Source organism: Staphylococcus sp. FSL H8-0121, from assembly GCF_038008425.1.
GTDB classification, from domain to species: Bacteria; Bacillota; Bacilli; order Staphylococcales; family Staphylococcaceae; genus Staphylococcus; species Staphylococcus pasteuri.
In genome coordinates, this window is record NZ_JBBOZB010000001.1 from 675,653 (window position 1) to 694,165 (window position 18,513).

The 18,513-nt window shown below is 31.5% G+C and carries 20 protein-coding genes and 1 tRNA gene; 2 read left to right on the forward strand and 19 right to left on the reverse strand.

Annotated elements, in window-relative coordinates; translation table 11 throughout:
- Positions 1 to 30 precede the first annotated feature (30 nt).
- The 10 genes from ftsZ to bshC all read right to left on the reverse strand — a co-directional run bounded on the left by ftsZ (position 31) and on the right by bshC (position 12,421).
- Positions 31 to 1,209: a cell division protein FtsZ gene (gene ftsZ, locus LFT63_RS03230; RefSeq protein WP_017637168.1), complete on the reverse strand. Its 1,179-nt coding sequence runs from the start codon at positions 1,207 to 1,209 to the stop codon at positions 31 to 33.
- Between the two features lie 32 nt (positions 1,210 to 1,241).
- Complete coding sequence (ftsA, locus tag LFT63_RS03235; protein ID WP_029055481.1) at positions 1,242 to 2,639, reverse strand: cell division protein FtsA; 1,398 nt, start codon at positions 2,637 to 2,639, stop codon at positions 1,242 to 1,244.
- A gap of 103 nt (positions 2,640 to 2,742) precedes the next feature.
- Positions 2,743 to 4,125: a cell division protein FtsQ/DivIB gene (locus LFT63_RS03240; RefSeq protein ID WP_029055482.1), complete on the reverse strand. Its 1,383-nt coding sequence runs from the start codon at positions 4,123 to 4,125 to the stop codon at positions 2,743 to 2,745.
- A 16-nt stretch (positions 4,126 to 4,141) separates the two neighbouring features.
- Positions 4,142 to 5,491 carry a UDP-N-acetylmuramoyl-L-alanine--D-glutamate ligase gene (gene murD / locus LFT63_RS03245; protein WP_340767920.1) on the reverse strand — a complete coding sequence of 450 codons (1,350 nt, stop codon included), beginning with the start codon at positions 5,489 to 5,491 and terminating at the stop codon, positions 4,142 to 4,144.
- Between the two features lies 1 nt (position 5,492).
- Entirely contained in the window at positions 5,493 to 6,458 is a 966-nt protein-coding gene (gene mraY, locus LFT63_RS03250) for a phospho-N-acetylmuramoyl-pentapeptide-transferase (protein ID WP_017637172.1), read from the reverse strand.
- A gap of 181 nt (positions 6,459 to 6,639) precedes the next feature.
- Positions 6,640 to 8,886 (reverse strand): penicillin-binding protein, encoded by a 2,247-nt coding sequence (locus LFT63_RS03255; RefSeq protein WP_107999682.1) that lies wholly within the window; start codon positions 8,884 to 8,886, stop codon positions 6,640 to 6,642.
- Complete coding sequence (ftsL, locus tag LFT63_RS03260; RefSeq protein WP_017637174.1) at positions 8,867 to 9,268, reverse strand: cell division protein FtsL; 402 nt, start codon at positions 9,266 to 9,268, stop codon at positions 8,867 to 8,869. Before ftsL ends, LFT63_RS03255 begins: the two co-directional genes overlap by 20 nt.
- A gap of 13 nt (positions 9,269 to 9,281) precedes the next feature.
- On the reverse strand, positions 9,282 to 10,217 hold the full coding sequence (gene rsmH / locus LFT63_RS03265) for a 16S rRNA (cytosine(1402)-N(4))-methyltransferase RsmH (protein ID WP_046466587.1): 936 nt from the start codon (positions 10,215 to 10,217) through the stop codon (positions 9,282 to 9,284).
- A 15-nt stretch (positions 10,218 to 10,232) separates the two neighbouring features.
- Entirely contained in the window at positions 10,233 to 10,664 is a 432-nt protein-coding gene (mraZ, locus tag LFT63_RS03270) for a division/cell wall cluster transcriptional repressor MraZ (protein WP_002442408.1), read from the reverse strand.
- A gap of 143 nt (positions 10,665 to 10,807) precedes the next feature.
- Positions 10,808 to 12,421 (reverse strand): bacillithiol biosynthesis cysteine-adding enzyme BshC, encoded by a 1,614-nt coding sequence (gene bshC / locus LFT63_RS03275; RefSeq protein ID WP_340767927.1) that lies wholly within the window; start codon positions 12,419 to 12,421, stop codon positions 10,808 to 10,810.
- A gap of 280 nt (positions 12,422 to 12,701) precedes the next feature.
- Between bshC and LFT63_RS03280 the strand changes: the two genes are divergently transcribed.
- Positions 12,702 to 13,142 (forward strand): N-acetyltransferase, encoded by a 441-nt coding sequence (locus tag LFT63_RS03280; RefSeq protein ID WP_029055486.1) that lies wholly within the window; start codon positions 12,702 to 12,704, stop codon positions 13,140 to 13,142.
- Between the two features lie 52 nt (positions 13,143 to 13,194).
- Here the strand turns inward: LFT63_RS03280 and LFT63_RS03285 are convergent, their stop codons facing one another.
- From LFT63_RS03285 to LFT63_RS03300, 4 genes are all read right to left on the reverse strand, one after another.
- Positions 13,195 to 13,881 carry a YjjG family noncanonical pyrimidine nucleotidase gene (locus tag LFT63_RS03285; protein ID WP_017637179.1) on the reverse strand — a complete coding sequence of 229 codons (687 nt, stop codon included), beginning with the start codon at positions 13,879 to 13,881 and terminating at the stop codon, positions 13,195 to 13,197.
- Between the two features lie 118 nt (positions 13,882 to 13,999).
- Positions 14,000 to 14,134, reverse strand: a complete 135-nt coding sequence (locus LFT63_RS03290) for a beta-class phenol-soluble modulin (RefSeq protein WP_017637180.1) — start codon at positions 14,132 to 14,134, stop codon at positions 14,000 to 14,002.
- A gap of 49 nt (positions 14,135 to 14,183) precedes the next feature.
- A complete protein-coding gene (locus LFT63_RS03295; RefSeq protein WP_002450638.1) occupies positions 14,184 to 14,318 on the reverse strand; it encodes a beta-class phenol-soluble modulin in 135 nt (44 codons plus the stop codon).
- Positions 14,319 to 14,364: 46 nt separating this feature from the next.
- Positions 14,365 to 14,499: a beta-class phenol-soluble modulin gene (locus LFT63_RS03300; protein WP_017637181.1), complete on the reverse strand. Its 135-nt coding sequence runs from the start codon at positions 14,497 to 14,499 to the stop codon at positions 14,365 to 14,367.
- 362 nt (positions 14,500 to 14,861) lie between these two features.
- On the opposite strand from LFT63_RS03300, the gene LFT63_RS03305 reads away from it, so the two are divergent.
- Positions 14,862 to 14,935, forward strand: a tRNA-Arg gene (locus tag LFT63_RS03305).
- A gap of 163 nt (positions 14,936 to 15,098) precedes the next feature.
- Here the strand turns inward: LFT63_RS03305 and LFT63_RS03310 are convergent.
- From LFT63_RS03310 to racE, 5 genes are all read right to left on the reverse strand, one after another.
- Positions 15,099 to 15,923: an N-acyl homoserine lactonase family protein gene (locus LFT63_RS03310; protein WP_029055487.1), complete on the reverse strand. Its 825-nt coding sequence runs from the start codon at positions 15,921 to 15,923 to the stop codon at positions 15,099 to 15,101.
- Positions 15,920 to 16,357, reverse strand: coding sequence for a MarR family winged helix-turn-helix transcriptional regulator (locus LFT63_RS03315; protein ID WP_029055488.1), 438 nt, complete (start codon positions 16,355 to 16,357; stop codon positions 15,920 to 15,922). Before LFT63_RS03315 ends, LFT63_RS03310 begins: the two co-directional genes overlap by 4 nt.
- A gap of 110 nt (positions 16,358 to 16,467) precedes the next feature.
- Positions 16,468 to 16,986 carry a YfcE family phosphodiesterase gene (locus tag LFT63_RS03320; protein WP_029055489.1) on the reverse strand — a complete coding sequence of 173 codons (519 nt, stop codon included), beginning with the start codon at positions 16,984 to 16,986 and terminating at the stop codon, positions 16,468 to 16,470.
- Positions 16,979 to 17,566, reverse strand: a complete 588-nt coding sequence (locus LFT63_RS03325) for an XTP/dITP diphosphatase (protein WP_340767932.1) — start codon at positions 17,564 to 17,566, stop codon at positions 16,979 to 16,981. Before LFT63_RS03325 ends, LFT63_RS03320 begins: the two co-directional genes overlap by 8 nt.
- A gap of 15 nt (positions 17,567 to 17,581) precedes the next feature.
- Positions 17,582 to 18,379: a glutamate racemase gene (racE, locus tag LFT63_RS03330; protein WP_017637635.1), complete on the reverse strand. Its 798-nt coding sequence runs from the start codon at positions 18,377 to 18,379 to the stop codon at positions 17,582 to 17,584.
- Between the last annotated feature and the right edge of the window lie 134 nt (positions 18,380 to 18,513).

Below are 18,513 nucleotides of genomic sequence, written 5' to 3' on the forward strand. Positions count from 1 at the left end.
TGACTTAAAATAATATGTTTAGAGAATTAATTAACGTCTAGTTCTTCTTGAACGTCTTTCTTCTCTGTTTCTAATAAAGCTAGGAATATCATCGTCTTTAGTTGTATGAGTTCTTTCGTTCACACTGTCAGAAGATGATGCACTTGAAGCAGAACTGCTTACAGATTCTTCTCTATCTACAGAATGAGATGATGAAGCACTATTTACACTAGAACCGAATCCAGTACTAGAAGCTTTACGTCCTTGAGAAGATGGTTTGTCTTCAAATCCAGTAGCAATAACTGTAACTACAATTTCATCTTGTAATTCTGGGTTAATTACTGTACCGAAAATCATGTTCACGTCTTCATCAGCAGCATCTTGTACGATATCAGCAGCTTCTTGAGCTTCGAATAAAGAAAGTGATTCCCCACCTGTAATGTTCATAAGCACACCTTGTGCACCAACAATAGAAGTTTCTAATAAAGGTGAAGAAATAGCTTTTTTAGCTGCTTCTACCGCTCTATTTTCTCCAGATGATACGCCAATTCCCATTAAGGCAGAACCTTGGTTTGACATAATAGTTTTCACGTCAGCAAAGTCTAAGTTAACTTCACCAGATACAGCGATTAAGTCAGAAATACCTTGTACACCTTGACGTAAAACGTTGTCTGCTTCTTTAAATGCTTCCATCATAGGAGTTGATTTATCAACGATATCTAATAAACGATCATTAGGAATAACGATTAATGTATCTACAGCAGCTTTCATTGATTCAACGCCGGCAGCAGCTTGTGTTTGACGTTTACGACCTTCAAAGCCGAATGGACGAGTAACAACACCAACTGTTAAAGCTCCCATTTCTTTAGCAATTTTTGCTACTACAGGAGCAGCACCAGTACCAGTACCGCCACCCATACCTGCAGTTACGAATACCATATCTGCACCTTGGATTGCATCTTCAATTTGTTCACGTGATTCTTCTGCAGCTTTTTTCCCAATTTCTGGGTTAGCTCCAGCACCTAATCCACGTGTTAATTTTTCACCAATTTGGATTTTTGATTCAGCTTTAGATAAGTTTAAAGCTTGTCCATCCGTATTGATAGCGATAAATTCTACATTATTCATACCGTGGTCAATCATACGGTTTACAGCGTTGTTACCGCCGCCACCTACACCGATGACTTTTAAAGTCGCTAAATGATTAAATCCTTGTTCAAATTCTAACATTTAAATTTCCTCCTAGTTTTAATGGCCAATAATCATTCAAATAAAGATTTCATGAGTTTTTTAAATTTACCTTCTTCTTTGTCTTTATCTTGAGCATTATGATGATCTTGTTCTTGATGAGTTTCGCGGTTGTCATATTCTTCATGAGGTGCTTCAGGTTCTTCCTCATAATCATCTTTTTTATTCGATTTGCGTTTGAACCAATCGAAACCGCTTGATTTAGAGTCAGCATCTTTATCATTTGATTCGATAACTTCCTCTTCAAATTCCTCATTATCTTGATAACTAATTGTAACATAATCTAATAACTCGTCAAAAGTGATACTACTAGAAATCGTAGAAATCGCAGAAGAAAATTCTGGTTTTCTGATACCCATTTGAGATGGTGTATGAATTCTTACTTTTTCACTTACCATATCTTGTAGTAATTCTTTTACACCTAATAAGTTAGCTGATCCGCCAGTAACGACGAAACCACCGTTAACTTTAGTTAATCCTAATTCTTGCAATACATCAAATACTTCGAAGAAAATATCTTCAACTCTTGCTTCAATAAAATCACTTAAATCTTTTTGCGTATATTGAACATTCTCTTCACTATCTATTTGATCCACAGAAAATACATCTTGGCTTGAAGCTGAGTCATAAAAAGCATGACCATATTGATGTTTAATCTTTTCTGCTGTGTCATAAGAAGTGTTTAATCCTTGTGCAACATCGTCAGTAATATCACGACCAGCCATTTCGATTGAATCTGCATCCACTAATTCGCCACGTTCATAGAAGGCAATTTGTGTTAAATCTTCACCGATATCAATAACACATGCACCGAGCTCTTTCTCAGTTGCTGATAAGATTGAGCCATAATTGTATGCATCTGAATATACGTCAAGCACGTCTACACCACATGATTCAACACATTTAATCATATTAATTAAAATTGATTTTTGAATAGCTATAACGCCTGCATCCACTTTAAGTGAATGTCTAGCGATTAATTCTTTTGGATCTGATACTTCATTTTCCTTATCTACAACAAAGCGTATTGGGAAAACGTTAATGACTTCTGTTTCAGGAACATCATTTTTGTCTCTAATACCTTCAAGTACAGATTCGATATGTGTTCCATTAATTTCAGTATCTTCATAAAATTCTATTTCATTTGATTCATCATACACTTCAGTTCCTATGATAGGTAATTTTAAGAATACTTCTTTAATATCGACACCTGAAGCGATAGAAGCCTTTTTAATTGTGTCTTTGACAGCTTGTCTTGCTATATCAAAGTCATCAATCAGACCATTTTTAATACCGCTTGTATAGGTTTGTCCTGTACCTATCACATTTATTCCATTGTGAAATTTTTCGCCTACTATTGTTTTAACACTTGATGAACCAATATCTATGCTTACATAGTAATGTTCCTCCATAGATAGGCACCTCCTGACAAGTTACTATTAAAATACACTATGTTTAGTTTACAATACGTTTATAAGCTTGTGAACTATAAACACATACTAATATCAAAATTTTTTAATTATTTTCTTTTGATTCTTTATTAATTTTATTTAACACACTTTGAAGTTCTTCTTTTGCTTCAGTTTCTTTTGCTGATGTTTTAGATACACTTTGTTCAGATTCAGATTGATCACCACTACTATTTTGATAAGGAATAAATGATGCTCCTACCGACAAATCAATATAACCATCTGTTTTAAGGTCGCCTGAATCACTACGAGACAGTGATTCTGACATTTGTGGGTAATATTTCATCTTATCCGCTATAGTCGTAATATCTCCAATGACTTGAATATCATCTTTAGTGAATATTTTAATTCTGTTCTGCTTATTCTTATCTGGTGCATAGTTGACTTCCGCAATTAAATTTCTCACTTTAGGTGACATTTCTGATAACGCTTGGATTATTTTTTCCTTTTTGTCGCCTTTAAAACCATCAATGATTGGACCGTCATGTGAAATATTACCATCATAATCTTTTAATTCTTTCCCGTCTTCTAGCACAGGCACATATTTGTCTTTGTTTTTCGTTAAACCAACAACTTGATATTCTGTTATTTTAACATTTAACGTATTAGGTAATTGCTTGGTAATGCTTACATCTTTAATTAATTTATTTTTCTTTAAATTAGTTTTAGCTTTACCTTTACTAAAAGTATACATGCGTGAAGTAGACTTAACATTGAGTGCTTTGTTAATTTGGCTTTTACTTACATTATGATTCCCCTCAATATTTACGTTGGAGATTTTACTTAATGGTGTAAACATATATAGTAAGAATATCACAATTAACAATACCAATACTGTAATAACGGTGTACTGAATTCTTTTTTGTCTTCGACGCCGTTGTGCTCTTTTCTCTTCTAGAGTTGGTGAACTAAATTGTGTAACTTTCTTATTAGAATCTGTTTGTTCTTCTTGTGCATGTTCTTTTTTCTTTGATGTTGATTTATTTGGTGTAAAAAAACTCAACCAATTTTTCTTTGCATTTTTATTTTTGTGCTTAGTTTTTGAAGTTGTATTAACTTCAATATTATTTGTTTGTTCTTTATCTTGTTGACTATCATCGCTATTAACTTTTTCATCATTATTATAATGATTAATTTGCTCACTTTCGCGATACGACTCTGAGTTATCATTATCGCTAACAAAATCTTCTTTATCGTTTAAATGAGTTTTGCGATCATTTAAGATGTCCTCACTATGATGCTGTTCTTCTTCACTCGTATCATCATAGTGATTCGAGTTAGATATGTCGTCTTCAACTTTATCTTTAAACTTTTTTCTTTTACGCGTTCTAAAATCGTTACTTCTACGAAACATGCTTAACTCATCATTTTGTTTGTCATCGGAGTTAGCTGCATTGTTTCTGTTATTGTCATTAGATTTACCGTCCATTTTCTATCACGCCCTTTTAGTATGATGGCAAGTGTGCACGGAAACTTTGAATAAATTTCTCTCCACGTTCTTCGAATGTATTATACTGATCCCAACTTGCACACGCTGGTGAAAGTAACACCACATCATTTGGTTCAATAACGTCTTGAATTTTATCGACGGCATCTTGTACATCTGTAGCCTTGATAACGTATTTACCTTGACTATTTCCTAATTTAGCGAATTTTTCTTGTGTTTCACCAAATACGACCATAATTCTTACATTATTCATATAAGGTACTAATTCATCAAATTCATTACCTCTATCTAACCCGCCACATAACCAAATGATTGGTTGATTAAATGAATTTAATGCAAATTGTGTAGCTAGCGTATTTGTTGCTTTAGAATCGTTATAGTATTTATTAGTTCTATTTGTACCAATATATTGTAATCTATGTTCAATCCCTGAGAATGTTGTAAGACTGTCAACAATCGCTTTAATTGGTACACCAGCTAATATTGTAGCTAAAACAGCTGCTAAAATATTTTCTAAATTATGTTCACCTGGTAAAACTAAATCATCTACGCTAATAATACGAACACCTTTATATTCAATAAAGCCATCTTTAATATATATACCATCCACTTCTTGTTGAGTTGAGAAATATAACGTTTTAGCTTTTAAATTTTCTGATTCAATTAAATGACGTTGATGATAATTACAAATTAAGAAATCATCTTCTGTTTGATTTTTATATATTTGCTTTTTAGCATTTTGATAATTTTCAAGCGTTTCGTGATAATCTAAATGCGCTGAATAAATATTAGTGATAATTGCGATATGTGGTTTATATTGATCAATTCCTAATAATTGGAATGATGATAATTCAGTAATCAAATAATCTTTCGGAGTTACTTCTTGTGCCACTTTCGAAGCAACATAACCAATATTTCCAGACAATCTACCAGTTAATCTACTATTTTTAAACATGTCACCTATTAATGAAGTGACAGTGGTTTTACCATTTGTACCTGTTACTGAAATAATGGGCGCTTCTGAAATTAGATAACTTAATTCAACTTCAGTTAATATTTTTAAACCTCTTTTTACTGCTTCATCTATAATCGATACAGTGTATGGAATACCGGGGTTCTTAATAACTATAGGGTTATTATCTAATAATGAATTTGGATGGCTTCCACTAATAACCTTAATGCCCATAGCTTCTAAATCTTTAGCATGTGCATCTTGAGATAAATCTTTACCATCATTCACTGTTACATTCGCGCCTAATTTACTTAATAATTTGGCTGCCTCGTAACCACTTTTTGCTAATCCTACAACTAATACATCTTTATTTTCTAATCCTGTGTAATTTAGCATACTAGTGCACTCCAATCCATAAGCCTATTAGACCTGTTATTAAACCTACTGACCAAAATACTGTTACAACTTTCCATTCATTCCATCCACATAATTCAAAGTGGTGATGAATAGGACTCATTTTGAAAATACGTTTTTTAGTTAATTTATATGAAGCAACTTGTAACATAACTGATAACGTTTCTACTACGAATACAAATCCGATAAATATAAGTGATAACTCTTGGTTTAACATAATTGAAATTGTAGCAAATATGCCACCTAATGCTAAGCTACCTGTGTCACCCATAAATACTTTAGCTGGATTTAAGTTATATGGTAAGAATCCTAGTAAAGCAAATACCATAATAATACAGAATGTACCAATTGCAGGTGATTCTAGTACAAAACTCATAATGGCATACATTGCAAAACCGATAATTGAAAGTCCTGTAGCTAAACCATCTAATCCATCTGTTAAATTGACTGCATTTGAAAAGCCAACTTGCCAAAAGATGATAAATATAACATAAGCAAATGAAAGAGGGATACCACCGTCAGTAAACGGAATATGTAAAGTTGTTGAAAAATTGACTAAGTTAAACACATTACTTAGTACGAAAAATATTACAGCAATTAAAATTTGTGCTAAAAATTTCTGTTTACTTGTTAAACCTTGGTTATTTTTCTTAACAACGATAATGTAATCATCAATAAAGCCAATTAATCCAAATCCGATTGTTACAAATAGTAATAAAATTATTGGATTAGAACGATCTACAAAAATAATCGCAATAACTGAAGCGATAATGATACTTATTAAGAATGTTAGTCCACCCATTGTTGGAGTACCCGTTTTCTTCATATGGCTTTGAGGCCCTTCTTCACGAATACTTTGTCCAAATTTCATTCTTTTGAGCGTTGGTATGAGTATAGGTACAAGTACAAAAGTTACTAGAAGCGATAACATCGCATATACAAAAATCATAATAATCTCCTTTTCTTTTATCCGTCAATTTACATATATTATTAAATATTTTTAATTGTTAGCTTTTACATTTTATCAGTTTTAGTTCTAAATTTATACGTTAGTTCATAACATATTAAGAAAGAGAGAAGGATAAATAAAATCCCAATCTCTTCCTTATATGTTGAATATCTATGTTGTACTAGTCAGTGCTTGAATCTTTCTTTTTAGACTTAGATTTATCTTTCTTATCAGATGATTTGTCTAATGATTGTTTATCACTATCGTCAGTTGTGCTATCAGTAGATTCTGCTGATAAAGTAACTTCAATTTTATCTGATTTTTTAAGTTTTTGACCTTGTGTCATAGATTGATCTGAAACAAAACCACTGCCAGTCGTTTTGACCTTAATGTTAGTTAATTCTTGGAAAGCAAGAACATCTTCTTTTGTCCAGCCTTTCATATCAGGCATAGTCAAGTCACCATCTGTTACTAAAAGAACTTTACTATGAGGCAATGCTTCAGAATCAGCTTTGACTGATTGTGATTTCACTGTTTTACCACTGCCAATAACAACTGGTTTAAGTGATTTAGCATTAATACTATCTTTAGCTTTTTCTATTGATTGTCCTTCTACGTTAGGCACTTTACTATAATCCTTTTTAGAAGCAGAATCTTTTGATTTATCAACGTTTAAATATTTCAACGTATTTTCCATGATCGGTTTGAATGCTTTACTTACACCCATTTCATATGCTTCTTGATCATTTTTTTGTGCAAGACTCATACCAGCATAAACAATCACTTTAGGATGTTTCTTAGGTGCATCACCCATGAAACTTACGAAGTATGGATTCTCACCCTTAACATAACCGCCACCTTTAGAATCGGCTACTTGAGCGGTACCTGTTTTACCTTCGATATCGTATCCTTTCACACGATAGTTCATCGCATGACTCTTCTTACTATTTACAACTTTATCTAATTCTTTTTCAACTTTATTAGCAGTATCTTCTGAAACTGGTTTTCCAGCGTAAGATTTCTCACCTTTATAAAAATTCTTTTTAGAAATTGGATTGTCTATACTACTTACAAACCATGGTTTCAACATATTACCTTTGTTGAAAAATGCTGACTGTGCTTGAATCATTTGAACTGGTGTTACTGTAGTTGATTGTCCAAATGCTGATGTTTTTTGTTGTAATTCATTATCCCATGCAATATGACCAGTGGATTCACCATCAAACATACCATTTGTTGATTTACCAAAACCAAATCGTTCATACCAAGATTTCATTTTATCAGCACCAACTTCATCTTGTAAGTGCATCATTAATGAGTTAGCTGAGTACGTAAATCCTAGTGTTTCAGGAATACTACCCCAACCTGTTTTATTCCAGTCAGAAATTTCTGAGCCCATTATCTCTCTAGGTCCTGATTTAAATTTCTTATTCGGGCTGAATTTACCTTCTTGAATAGCTGCAGCTAATCCATATGTTTTAAATGTTGATCCTGGTTCATACGTATTTTGATATAAATCATTAGCCCATTTTTTACCAAAGTCTTTACCTGTTTCAGGATTAAATGTAGGTCTTTGGCTATACGCTAAAATTTCTCCGGTTCTTGCATCCATAACAACCGCAAATAAATCTTTAGGATTGTAGCGGTCAACCATGTCATCTAATGCTTCTTCGACGAACACTTGAATATTTGAATCAATCGTTAAATGAACATCATCGCCACGTTTAGGTTGTTTTTCTGATTTTGTATTTGGTGCGATGTATCCCCAGATATCATGTATATATTTTAATGATCCTTTTGAACCATTAAGATAACTATTAAATATCTTTTCAACTCCCATGGCACCATTTAATTGACCCGTATCAGGATCTTTTTGAGCCATACCAATTAAGTGAGAAGCAAAGTTACCATTAGGATAAAATCTTTCAGTTTCAGGATATAAGGTAATTCCTGGTAAGTCTTTCTTTTCAAGTTTTTCTTTATCTTGATACGTTAAATTAGTACCTTTTTGACCAAACTCTACTTGGAATACTTTTTTCTGATTCAATCTTTTTTCGATTTCATCTGGTTTCATATCAATAACTTTTGATAATTCTTTGGCAGTTTTCTTTTTATCTACCACATGCCTTGGCTTTTTACTATTTTCACTCGCTTTTTTATCTACAACTGCTACGACTTTATATCTTTCAACATCTTCGGCTAAGACTTTACCGTTTCTATCGTAAATCTTTCCTCGTTCTGGTTGCTCTGAGTTATTAACTAAATATTTTTGGTTTGCTTTCATTATCAAATCTTGTCCATTTGAATGACCAGTAATCATTATGTATGAAAACCTCAAAACCAATATAAAAAAGAGCAGCCCGAATAAACCAACAAGTAGGACTGCCCCTATTTTATTTTTTTTAATTTTAATTTTTCGTTTCGCCATTATTACGCACTACCTTTACATTATCGTTCTTGAGGCTCATACCTTGCTTCTTAGCCTTGTCGTAAATGCGTTCGTATGAAGAATTTTTCTTAATTTCAGATTTTAAGGCGCTGTTCTCGCTAGATTGTTGTTCAATTTTTTGATCTAAATCTGCAATTTTTCCTCGCGTATCATACGCATCCATTTTTAAAGATAGCATATAAATACTAATCATAGCAATGACAGAGACTAGCGTTATGTATAAAATCTTTTCGAATCTAGTAAGTTGAACGACAACTTTACGTTTAACGGTTTGCTTTTGAGGAGAGGTTTGCGGTTGTCTTTTTGGAACACTGGTTTGTGTTGCATTATCATATGGTTGGTAAACTTTTTCTACAGCCATGTTGAATTACTCCTTATTTTAATATTTCTGCAATGCGTAGTTTTGCGCTTCGGGCTCGATTATTGTCATCTAAATCTTCGTCAGTCGCAGTAATAGGTTTACGGTTTACGCGTTTCAATTTTGGGGTATATTCTTCAGGGATAACTGGTAAGCCTCTAGGTAAGTCAGGTCCCTTTTCATACTCTTGAAACATCTGTTTACATAATCGGTCTTCCAATGAATGGAATGTAATAACAGAAATACGTCCGTGTACCTTTACAAGCTCGATAGCTTGTTCTATTGAATCTTCGAATGCACTTAATTCATCATTTACTGCAATTCGTATAGCTTGGAACACTCTTTTCGCAGGGTGCCCGCCTTTTCTTCTAGCTTTGGCAGGAATGCCTTCTTTAATCACTTCAACTAATTCTAATGTTGTCTCGATTGGTTGTTTTTCTCGGTTTGCTTCAATTCTTCTTGCAATTTGTTTTGAGAACTTTTCTTCACCATAACGATAGAAAATTTTGACTAATGCTTCAAAAGACCATTCATTTACAACTTCATAAGCTGATAATGATTGCGTTTGATCCATCCGCATGTCTAATTTAGCATCATGATGATAGCTAAAGCCTCTTTCTGGTACATCTAACTGTGGACTTGAAACACCTAAGTCATAGTAGATACCATCAACTTTTTCAATGTTTAGCTCTTTTAATATTTGTGTTAACTCTCGAAAATTACTGTGAATAAAAGTGACTTTATGTAAATGTTCTTTCAAAACATCTTTAGCATTTTCTATTGCAGTTAAGTCTTGATCAATTGCAATAAGTCTACCTTCATCACTTAATTGATTTAGTAAATATAAGGCATGTCCTGCTCCACCTAACGTACAGTCAACATACACACCATCTTCTTTTATATTTAGATAATCAATGGTTTCGTTTAACATAACGCTTATATGATGAAACACTGTCATACCTCCAAATTAAAAATCAAAATCTATTAAATCCTCAGCAATATCTTCGAAACTATCTTCAGATTCCTCATAGAAATCATTCCAAGTTTCTCTATCCCAAATCTCAATTCGATTTGAAACACCTATTACTGTACATTCTTTAGTTAAATTAGCGTATTTCCTTAAATTTTGTGGAATATTAATACGTCCTTGTTTATCTAACTCTACTTCAACGGCACCTGAGAAGAACATACGCATAAACTTACGTGCGTCTTTTTTTGTCATAGGTAAGGTTTTCATCTTCTCTTCAATTTGTTGCCATTCTTCTAAAGTATAGCCGAATAAACACTTATCAAGGCCTCGAGTGATAATAAAACGTTCATTTAAATCATAACGAAACTTGGACGGTATAATCATACGTCCTTTTGTATCTAATTGATGATCGTATTCTCCCATGAACATTTTTTCTCACCTCACCTTATTTATAATTTACCACATCTCCCCACTATCCTCCACTAATTATGTAAAATTCGTCAAAAATATTTATTTTTATAAAAAAATACCCGCTTTATCTTTTCGATAAAGCGGGCTTAAACGCTGTTATATCAATCTTTTATTATGATATGATCAAAAGTGTAAGAAAGTGGTGGATAAGTGGAGGGACTGAACACATCTTTCCCAAAATCATTCAAAATTTGAAGTGGATTCCATATTCTTTCTTGTAATCCTCCCATTGCGTGGAGATGATCATTAATTTCTCTAAAATGTCTCATGCTAATGTCATTTTCTCTTTCGATATTTAAAAGATAACGTTTTTTCAAATAATCATACTGTCTTAAGTGTATTTCATTATTTTTAGTTACTAAATTTTCATTAGCATTATTACCTTGAACTTCTTTATATAAAGAATGAAATAGATTTTCCTGTTGTTGTTTCATACTGTCAATTTCATTTAAAAATGTTTCGGAAGCTTGTTCACGAATAAATTTTTGTTTATCTTCTTCAATACCATTCTCTATGACGTGTTCTAATTGAAGTTGATACTGATTTAATAATTTTTGAGTTCTATTATATAAGTAAGTAATCCTCAATCTTGGTAATACAATCGGCATATCAATATTTAATAACTGAAATACATCATGTAGTTCTGCCCAATATTTAATTTCACTTGGACCACCGATGAAGGCCACAGTATTAAATAACCATTCTTCCATTATAGGACGTGTAACAACATTATTTGAAAATCTATCAGGTTCTTCATCTAATATGTCTAATAACTGTTGTTGATTATAGTTTTGTGTTGATTTACTTAAATGGAAAGCATCATTTTCATAAGTTAATAATTGTCTCATCCCTTCTTCATGAAGGAATAAATGCACATTAGTATCAGTTTGAATCATTTGAGACAAACCTTGTTGTGTTGTATTTTTTTGATTATTTCTAAAAGCTTCATCAATAGCACGATGTTTTAAAATCATTTCTTTTAATAAAGGTTTTTCCATTTTTCTCAACGAAGTATATTGAGCATCAATAAATAAAACACCATAATCTTTGAAGATTTCATGTAATAAAGCTTTAAAAATATTTGACCAGTTATCATTACTTTTAATAATGTCTAAACACATTTGGTAAATTGCTTTACTATGCTCTGTTTCTTTTAATTGTTTAAAGTAATCATTCAACACTTCAATCATTTGTGACTGTTCAGGATTAAAACGAGATACGTTACTTTCAGGTGGTGTCATAGTATGATATTTAATTTTATGTAGATGTGCGTCTTGTTGATTATAAGCAAATGTATGATTGACTTCATCAAAATCATGATCTTCTCCAGCAATCCAAAATACCGGTACAACCGTTTGGTTATATTTATTTGAAAGTTGTTGACTCAATGTAATAATTGAAAAAATTTTATGAATTGTATATAAAGGACCACCAAACAGACCAGCCTGTTGTCCTCCAATGACAACTTTTGCGCCATTAGCTAAAGCATCCAAATGTGTTTGTTGCGCTTCAATTATTGATAAATCTTCCATATAAGATTGAATAACATTAGCAAGTTCTTTTTCTCTTCCATTAGAAGGCGCATCCATTTTCTTTTTAAAGCTATCTTCTGACATAGCATCATATTGGTAGAATTGTTGGAGCCTACTATCACTATTTTTTATTTTGGAAATAAACTGATCGTCATTGTTTAATTTTAATATTTTACAGTCCATTGTTTTTCTCCTTCAGTATCACTATTCCTAATATAGTATAAAGACTATACTCACTTATGACAATTTAACGGCTTATAAAAATTTATAAAATCTTAAAATTCATTAAAAATACATACGTTCGAAATGACATTCGTGTCATTATTTTTATTTTGAATGGTATAAAAAATTCAACTCGTATAAATATATTTATCTAGTTTAATTTTGGCTTAGAGCATAAATAAATGAAAAGAACATAGACTTTAAGGTATAATATAAGAAAGGAATAAAGGGGGACATGATGATGAGCGACGTAAAAAAATTAGAAATTAATTACAAAACTGATGAGTTATTCGAAGATTTTAGAGAGTTTGGTAATAAAGATTTATATATGGTTGAAGAATTTAACGGACAAATGATCGATGCAAGTTCAGACTCACCTTTTTATGGTATTTTTGTCGGAGATAAATTAGCTGCAAGAATGGCATTGCTAAATAAAGGTGAAGTTGAGGAATCTTACTTCCCTGATTGTGACGATTATATTTTATTATGGAAATTAGAAGTATTAGAGAAATATCAAAACAGAGGTTTTTCTAAGGAATTAATCGATTTTGCAAAATCATTTAACCTTCCTATTAAAGCAATCGCTAGAAATAATTCAAAATCTTATTTCGAAAGTCAAGGTTTCAAAGATGTCGAAGCTAAAAATCCTGAAGGACATGATGTTTTAATTTGGCACCCATAGTACGAAAAAATTCCACCGAATTTATTAAATTCGATGGGATTTTTTAATTTGATTATTCTACAATATCAATTAATTCTTTAAGAGACTTAATTTCATAATCAGGTTGAATTGTTGTATTATTTTCTTTATTTCTTAAATTGAACCAACATGTAGCAATATTAGCATTTTTTCCTCCTAAAATATCCGAAGTAAGTGAATCTCCTACAATTATTGCCTTTTCTCTATGTGTTTCTCCCATCTCTTTAAAAATGTAATCAAAAAATTCTGGCATAGGCTTTTGATAACCTGTTTGTTCAGATATAAAAATGCCATTTAATGTTTCGTTAAATGTTGTTTGGGCTAAACGACGTTGCTGTGTTTCTGTAACTCCATTTGTCACAATATAAATATTATGTTTTTTTCTCAAATAATCTATTGTGTCTAAAGTCCCATCAAAAAAGCTAGGTGTAGCTTTTGCTAATTCATCTCTAAATAGATTGTCAGCTAAATTCCCATCAACTTCAATGTTATAGTCTTTAAAGTAATTAACAAATCTCAGAGTTAAAACTTCAACTTTAGTTAATTTATTTTCTTGAAAAGCTTCCCAATGAGATTGATTAACCTTTCTAAAATAATAAAAATCCTCTTCTGTTGGATAATGATTAAAATGTTTAGCCATATTGTAAAATGCTTTTTCTTCAGCATCATAAAAATCAACAATTGTATCATCAAAATCTAGTAAAATAGTTGTGTATTTCATTTTTATATCCCTCACTACTCTTTTATCTCTATTAACAATAACAAATTTTGAATATAATTTCTTAGAAAATAAAAAAAGACCAGAGCGCTTGCCCTGGTCAGTACTAAATATTTGAATATTAGAATCCGAATAATTTTCCTAATACGCTAACACCATTTTCTACGATGCTTACGATGCTTGTTCCTAATTTAGCTCCATCGTGATTTTGTGCTGCTTGTACTGTATTTGCGATTGCTTCTGCTAATTTTGTCATTATAAAAATCTCCTTTTCTGTTTTAATTTATTTTAATTGTTGTTAAGACTTAGAATCCAAATAATTTTCCTAATACGCTAACGCCATTTTCTACGATGCTTACGATACTAGTGCCTAATTTAGCTCCGTCATGTCCTTGTGCTGCTTGTACTGTATTTGCGATTGCTTCTGCTAATTTTGTCATAATAAAAATCTCCTTTTTTATAATTTATTTTAGTAATTGATAAATCTTAGAATCCAAATAATTTACTTAATACCCCTACACCATTTTCTACGATACCTACGATACTTGTACCTAATTTAGCACCGTCATTATTAACACCGGCTTCAACTGTATCTTTAATTGCTTTGAATAAACCTTCCACTATAAACACTCCTTAATATTTATTGTTCAAAAGTTACTTTCAAAAACTGAGGTAAATTGATTCGTGTTGTTTATCTATCGTTTTGTTATTTATAATATATAACTTTCATGCCCAACTTTGGCGTCTTTTCCTTACTTCGCTATAAACACTTCAAAACTGTAAAATCGTTTTCAGTTTTGAACAGTTAGGGATACAAAACTGAATTGTTCACAATTCAATAGATTCAAATATTCTTCAAACTTAAAAACACTTTATGATATTGTTTCAATACACTACAATAGTGAAAAATATAAACATTTTTTATATCATAGCTATTGCATATTACAGTTAATTTAGCTATAATAACTCTTGTGTTAAAAAATGTCCTGGTAGCTCAGCTGGATAGAGCAATGGCCTTCTAAGCCATCGGTCGGGGGTTCGAATCCCTCCCAGGACGCTAACTAGAACTGTAATCCTGTTGGATTACAGTTCTTTTTTTATGACATCAAAACAGCTAGGCATTCAAAAATGCCTAGCTGTTTTGATTATTAATTTATAGGGACTTTTTAGGGACCTGAATACTTACAAATAAACTTAAAAAAATGATTTCCTATCTATCATTATAATTCTACAATATGAGGTTTAACATCTGGGTCGTGATTAGCAATGGCTTCTATACAATTAGGATTTTGCACCATCTCTATCACCCAATTTAAAGATTGTTGAGCATCTTTTTTATCAACTAATACTCCAGGTAATATATTTTCTTTCCAAGATTTAGAAGCATAACCAATATCAGATACTAGGAATAAGAATTTCTCATTATCATAAGATTTTACAATCGTAGAACTTAGACCTTTACTATGTCCTGGTGACCATATCATTTTAATAGTACCGTCTCCAAATAAATCAAAAGCTTTCTTTTTAGGTCCTAAATCGCTATCTTCAAATTTAAATGTTTCTAAGTGAACACCCTTCCATTCATGAGGAAGATAATGCATTTTATCTTTTTGTATAGCTTCATATTCCTCTTCACTAACTAATATATGTTTAGCATCTTTAACTAATCTTAATCCGTCAGCATGATCACAATGCATATGACTCATTAATATATAGTCGATATCACTAGGTTTATATCCTAGTTTTATCAATTGTTCATGCACTGCTTCTCCTTTTGGTAAATCAGCTTTATTTACAGGATATTGAAAACGTAAATTTTTAATTTGATGTGTTCTATTATCTGTATGCCATCCAGTATCTATTAATACTAAACCTTTAGGATGTTCTATTAAATAAACTGAAACAGGTATCTTAATTTGATGCTGTTTAGATCTAAAAAGACCTGTCCATGCAAGTAATCTATTATTTGAATATCCAAATGGTAACGCTTCATCTACAATCACATTCCCTGTGTGTAAAACATGAACTTTAATTTTATTTGTCATTGTTCTTCATCCTTTTTTAAAATGTCGTTGATGTGGTTCGTATAATCAAAAAGATCATTTAATTCTTTATTATTTAAATTTAATTTCCTTTTAAAACCTTCATACAACTTGTTTTGTCTATTATTATAAAATTGAAGTCCTTCCTCAGTTAGTTGTATAACTTTCTCTCTTTTATCTCCAGACTTTATCCGTTCTACAAAATGTTTTGTTTCTAATTTCTTAATCCTTTTTGAAATTGCAGTTTTATATACACCTTGTTTTTCAGCTATTTGATTCACAGATAATTGTTTATGTTCTAAAAGTAATTTAAAAATGCCTAATTGTTCTCTTGAAATATCAATATTTTCTTCATCAATAACTTCGTTAATAATTTTACTTATTTCAATAAATGTTAAGTGAAATTGATTAAATTGTTGTAATTCATTACCTTTCATATGTACCTCCAATAAAATAGTACACCTAGGTGTACTATATGTCAAAAAATAATAAGCTTTCTTGTCCGTTGAATATATAATTCAACTTTGAAGAAAGCTTATGCATATTTTTAAATATCATTTAGTTTAAATTCAATTGTATCTATCACTTTATGCTCTCTATTTCTAAAATTTAACGTTGCTTTGTTCTCATCATCTACAATAATTAATTCGGCATATGTTTCTTCAACAGCACTTCTTGATTGAGAAATACTACCTGGATTAATCACATGTACATCAGCTATATTTTCATATTTAGCAACATGTGTATGCCCGTAAAATGCTAGTTGAGCGTTTAATGTTTTAGCTTTTTCAGCTAATTTCATTCTCGTTTGATTTACTTGGTATAAGTGCCCATGTGTATAAAAGGCATTGATCCCATTATTTGAGATTGTATTTTCTTCAGGAAATTCTGGATAAAAATCACAATTCCCTTTCACTCTGTTGTAAAGGCTAAGTTCAGTATCATCATATTGAAATTCTGAATCACCTAAATGAAGAAAAACATCTGCATCATTATGTTTCTCGTAAATATCGTAAAGAATTCCCGATTCATTATGATTATCACTTACTACAATCCATTTACTCATTATTCTCACCTGCTAAAAATTGTTGTAATTGATTAATAGCATTTCCACGATGACTGATTTTCGCTTTTTCCTCATCTGTTAATTGTGCCATTGTTTTACCAAGTGACGGAACATAAAAAACAGGATCATAACCGAAGCCATTTTCTCCTATAGGTTCAGTTGTGATTTCTCCTGATACCGTTCCTTTAAATTGCTGAGTTTGTCCGTTTGGTGAACTCAGACTAATAACGCATACAAATTGTGCAGCTCTTTCAGTCTCGTTATTCATATTATCAAGTAACTTTTTAATATTATCTTGGTCATTTTTATCTAAACCAGCATATCTTGCAGAATAAACACCTGGTTCTCCATTAAGTGCTTGTACTTCAAGGCCACTATCATCTGCAATGACTTGCTTATTTAATGCTTTAGCTGCAGCTACTGATTTTAATTTAGCATTTTCTTCAAATGTTGTACCAGTTTCTTCTACATCAAAATCTTTAATCAATTCACTTATTCCTATGACATTTTTATTAGGAAATATAGCTTTAAAATCATTTATTTTACCTTGATTATTAGACGCAATAACGATATCTTCCATTATTTTTCCCTCCATTTATCCAACATTAACTCGTTCAACTTCAGCATCCATACCTAACCATTCTTGAATAATATTTTCAATATATGTCGTATCTCCTGTAGCAAAAAAGCGATGTGCTGGATGTTCTGTATAACTAGCATGTTCATTACTAAATGTTAATAATGCACTTACTTCTCGAGCTGTCTCTAGTCCAGAAGAAATAACAGTTTTCTTACCACCAAAATAATCATATATAGGTTGATATAATAATGGATAGTGTGTGCAACCTAATATAACAGTATCAGCATCACTATTTCTCCATTGTTTCAATGTTTGATGTATGACAATACTTGTAATTGTCGGATCGTTATATCTCATTTGTTCTACTAAAGGAGCAAAAGCTGGACAAGCAATACCATATACTTCTACATTAGGATTAATTTGTTTAATGTGTTTACGATAAGCTTCTGATTTAATTGTACCTTCTGTTCCTAATATTAAAACATTTTGATTTCTTGTTGTCATAATAGCTGTTCTAGCACCAGGTTCAATGACACCTACCACTGGAATCGGTAATATTTTCTGTAAATGTTCTAATGCAACGGCAGTCGCTGTATTACATGCGATGACTAGCATTTTAATATCAAATTCTACAAGTTTTTGTGCAATTTCAGTTGTAAATTGTTTAACTTCTTCACCTGGTCTTGGACCATATGGACATCTACCAATATCTCCTAAGTAATAAATCGTTTCATTAGGAAGTTGTCTCATAATTTCTTTAGCTACTGTTAAACCACCAACACCTGAATCTATAACGCCAATTGGTCTATTCATAGTCTTACATCCTTATTTCATAATTAAGTTTTATTTTATCATACGCGATTCAATGTGTTTATTATTTTGAATTGTTACAGTCGTTATCTATTCATGGCCAATACAAAGTAAATCATTAAATAAAAAAGCGATAC

Coding starts and splice junctions, on each gene's coding strand:
- ftsZ (WP_017637168.1), bottom strand. CDS start 1,209: ATGTTAGAATTTGAACAAGGATTTAATCATTTAGCGACTTTAAAAGTC.
- ftsA (WP_029055481.1), bottom strand. CDS start 2,639: ATGGAGGAACATTACTATGTAAGCATAGATATTGGTTCATCAAGTGTT.
- LFT63_RS03240 (WP_029055482.1), bottom strand. CDS start 4,125: ATGGACGGTAAATCTAATGACAATAACAGAAACAATGCAGCTAACTCC.
- murD (WP_340767920.1), bottom strand. CDS start 5,491: ATGCTAAATTACACAGGATTAGAAAATAAAGATGTATTAGTTGTAGGA.
- mraY (WP_017637172.1), bottom strand. CDS start 6,458: ATGATTTTTGTATATGCGATGTTATCGCTTCTAGTAACTTTTGTACTT.
- LFT63_RS03255 (WP_107999682.1), bottom strand. CDS start 8,886: ATGGCGAAACGAAAAATTAAAATTAAAAAAAATAAAATAGGGGCAGTC.
- ftsL (WP_017637174.1), bottom strand. CDS start 9,268: ATGGCTGTAGAAAAAGTTTACCAACCATATGATAATGCAACACAAACC.
- mraZ (WP_002442408.1), bottom strand. CDS start 10,664: ATGTTCATGGGAGAATACGATCATCAATTAGATACAAAAGGACGTATG.
- bshC (WP_340767927.1), bottom strand. CDS start 12,421: ATGGACTGTAAAATATTAAAATTAAACAATGACGATCAGTTTATTTCC.
- LFT63_RS03280 (WP_029055486.1), top strand. CDS start 12,702: ATGAGCGACGTAAAAAAATTAGAAATTAATTACAAAACTGATGAGTTA.
- LFT63_RS03285 (WP_017637179.1), bottom strand. CDS start 13,881: ATGAAATACACAACTATTTTACTAGATTTTGATGATACAATTGTTGAT.
- LFT63_RS03290 (WP_017637180.1), bottom strand. CDS start 14,134: ATGACAAAATTAGCAGAAGCAATCGCAAATACAGTACAAGCAGCACAA.
- LFT63_RS03295 (WP_002450638.1), bottom strand. CDS start 14,318: ATGACAAAATTAGCAGAAGCAATCGCAAATACAGTACAAGCAGCACAA.
- LFT63_RS03310 (WP_029055487.1), bottom strand. CDS start 15,923: ATGACAAATAAAATTAAAGTTCATGTTTTACACACAGGGAATGTGATT.
- LFT63_RS03315 (WP_029055488.1), bottom strand. CDS start 16,357: ATGAAAGGTAATGAATTACAACAATTTAATCAATTTCACTTAACATTT.
- LFT63_RS03320 (WP_029055489.1), bottom strand. CDS start 16,986: ATGAGTAAATGGATTGTAGTAAGTGATAATCATAATGAATCGGGAATT.
- LFT63_RS03325 (WP_340767932.1), bottom strand. CDS start 17,566: ATGGAAGATATCGTTATTGCGTCTAATAATCAAGGTAAAATAAATGAT.
- racE (WP_017637635.1), bottom strand. CDS start 18,379: ATGAATAGACCAATTGGCGTTATAGATTCAGGTGTTGGTGGTTTAACA.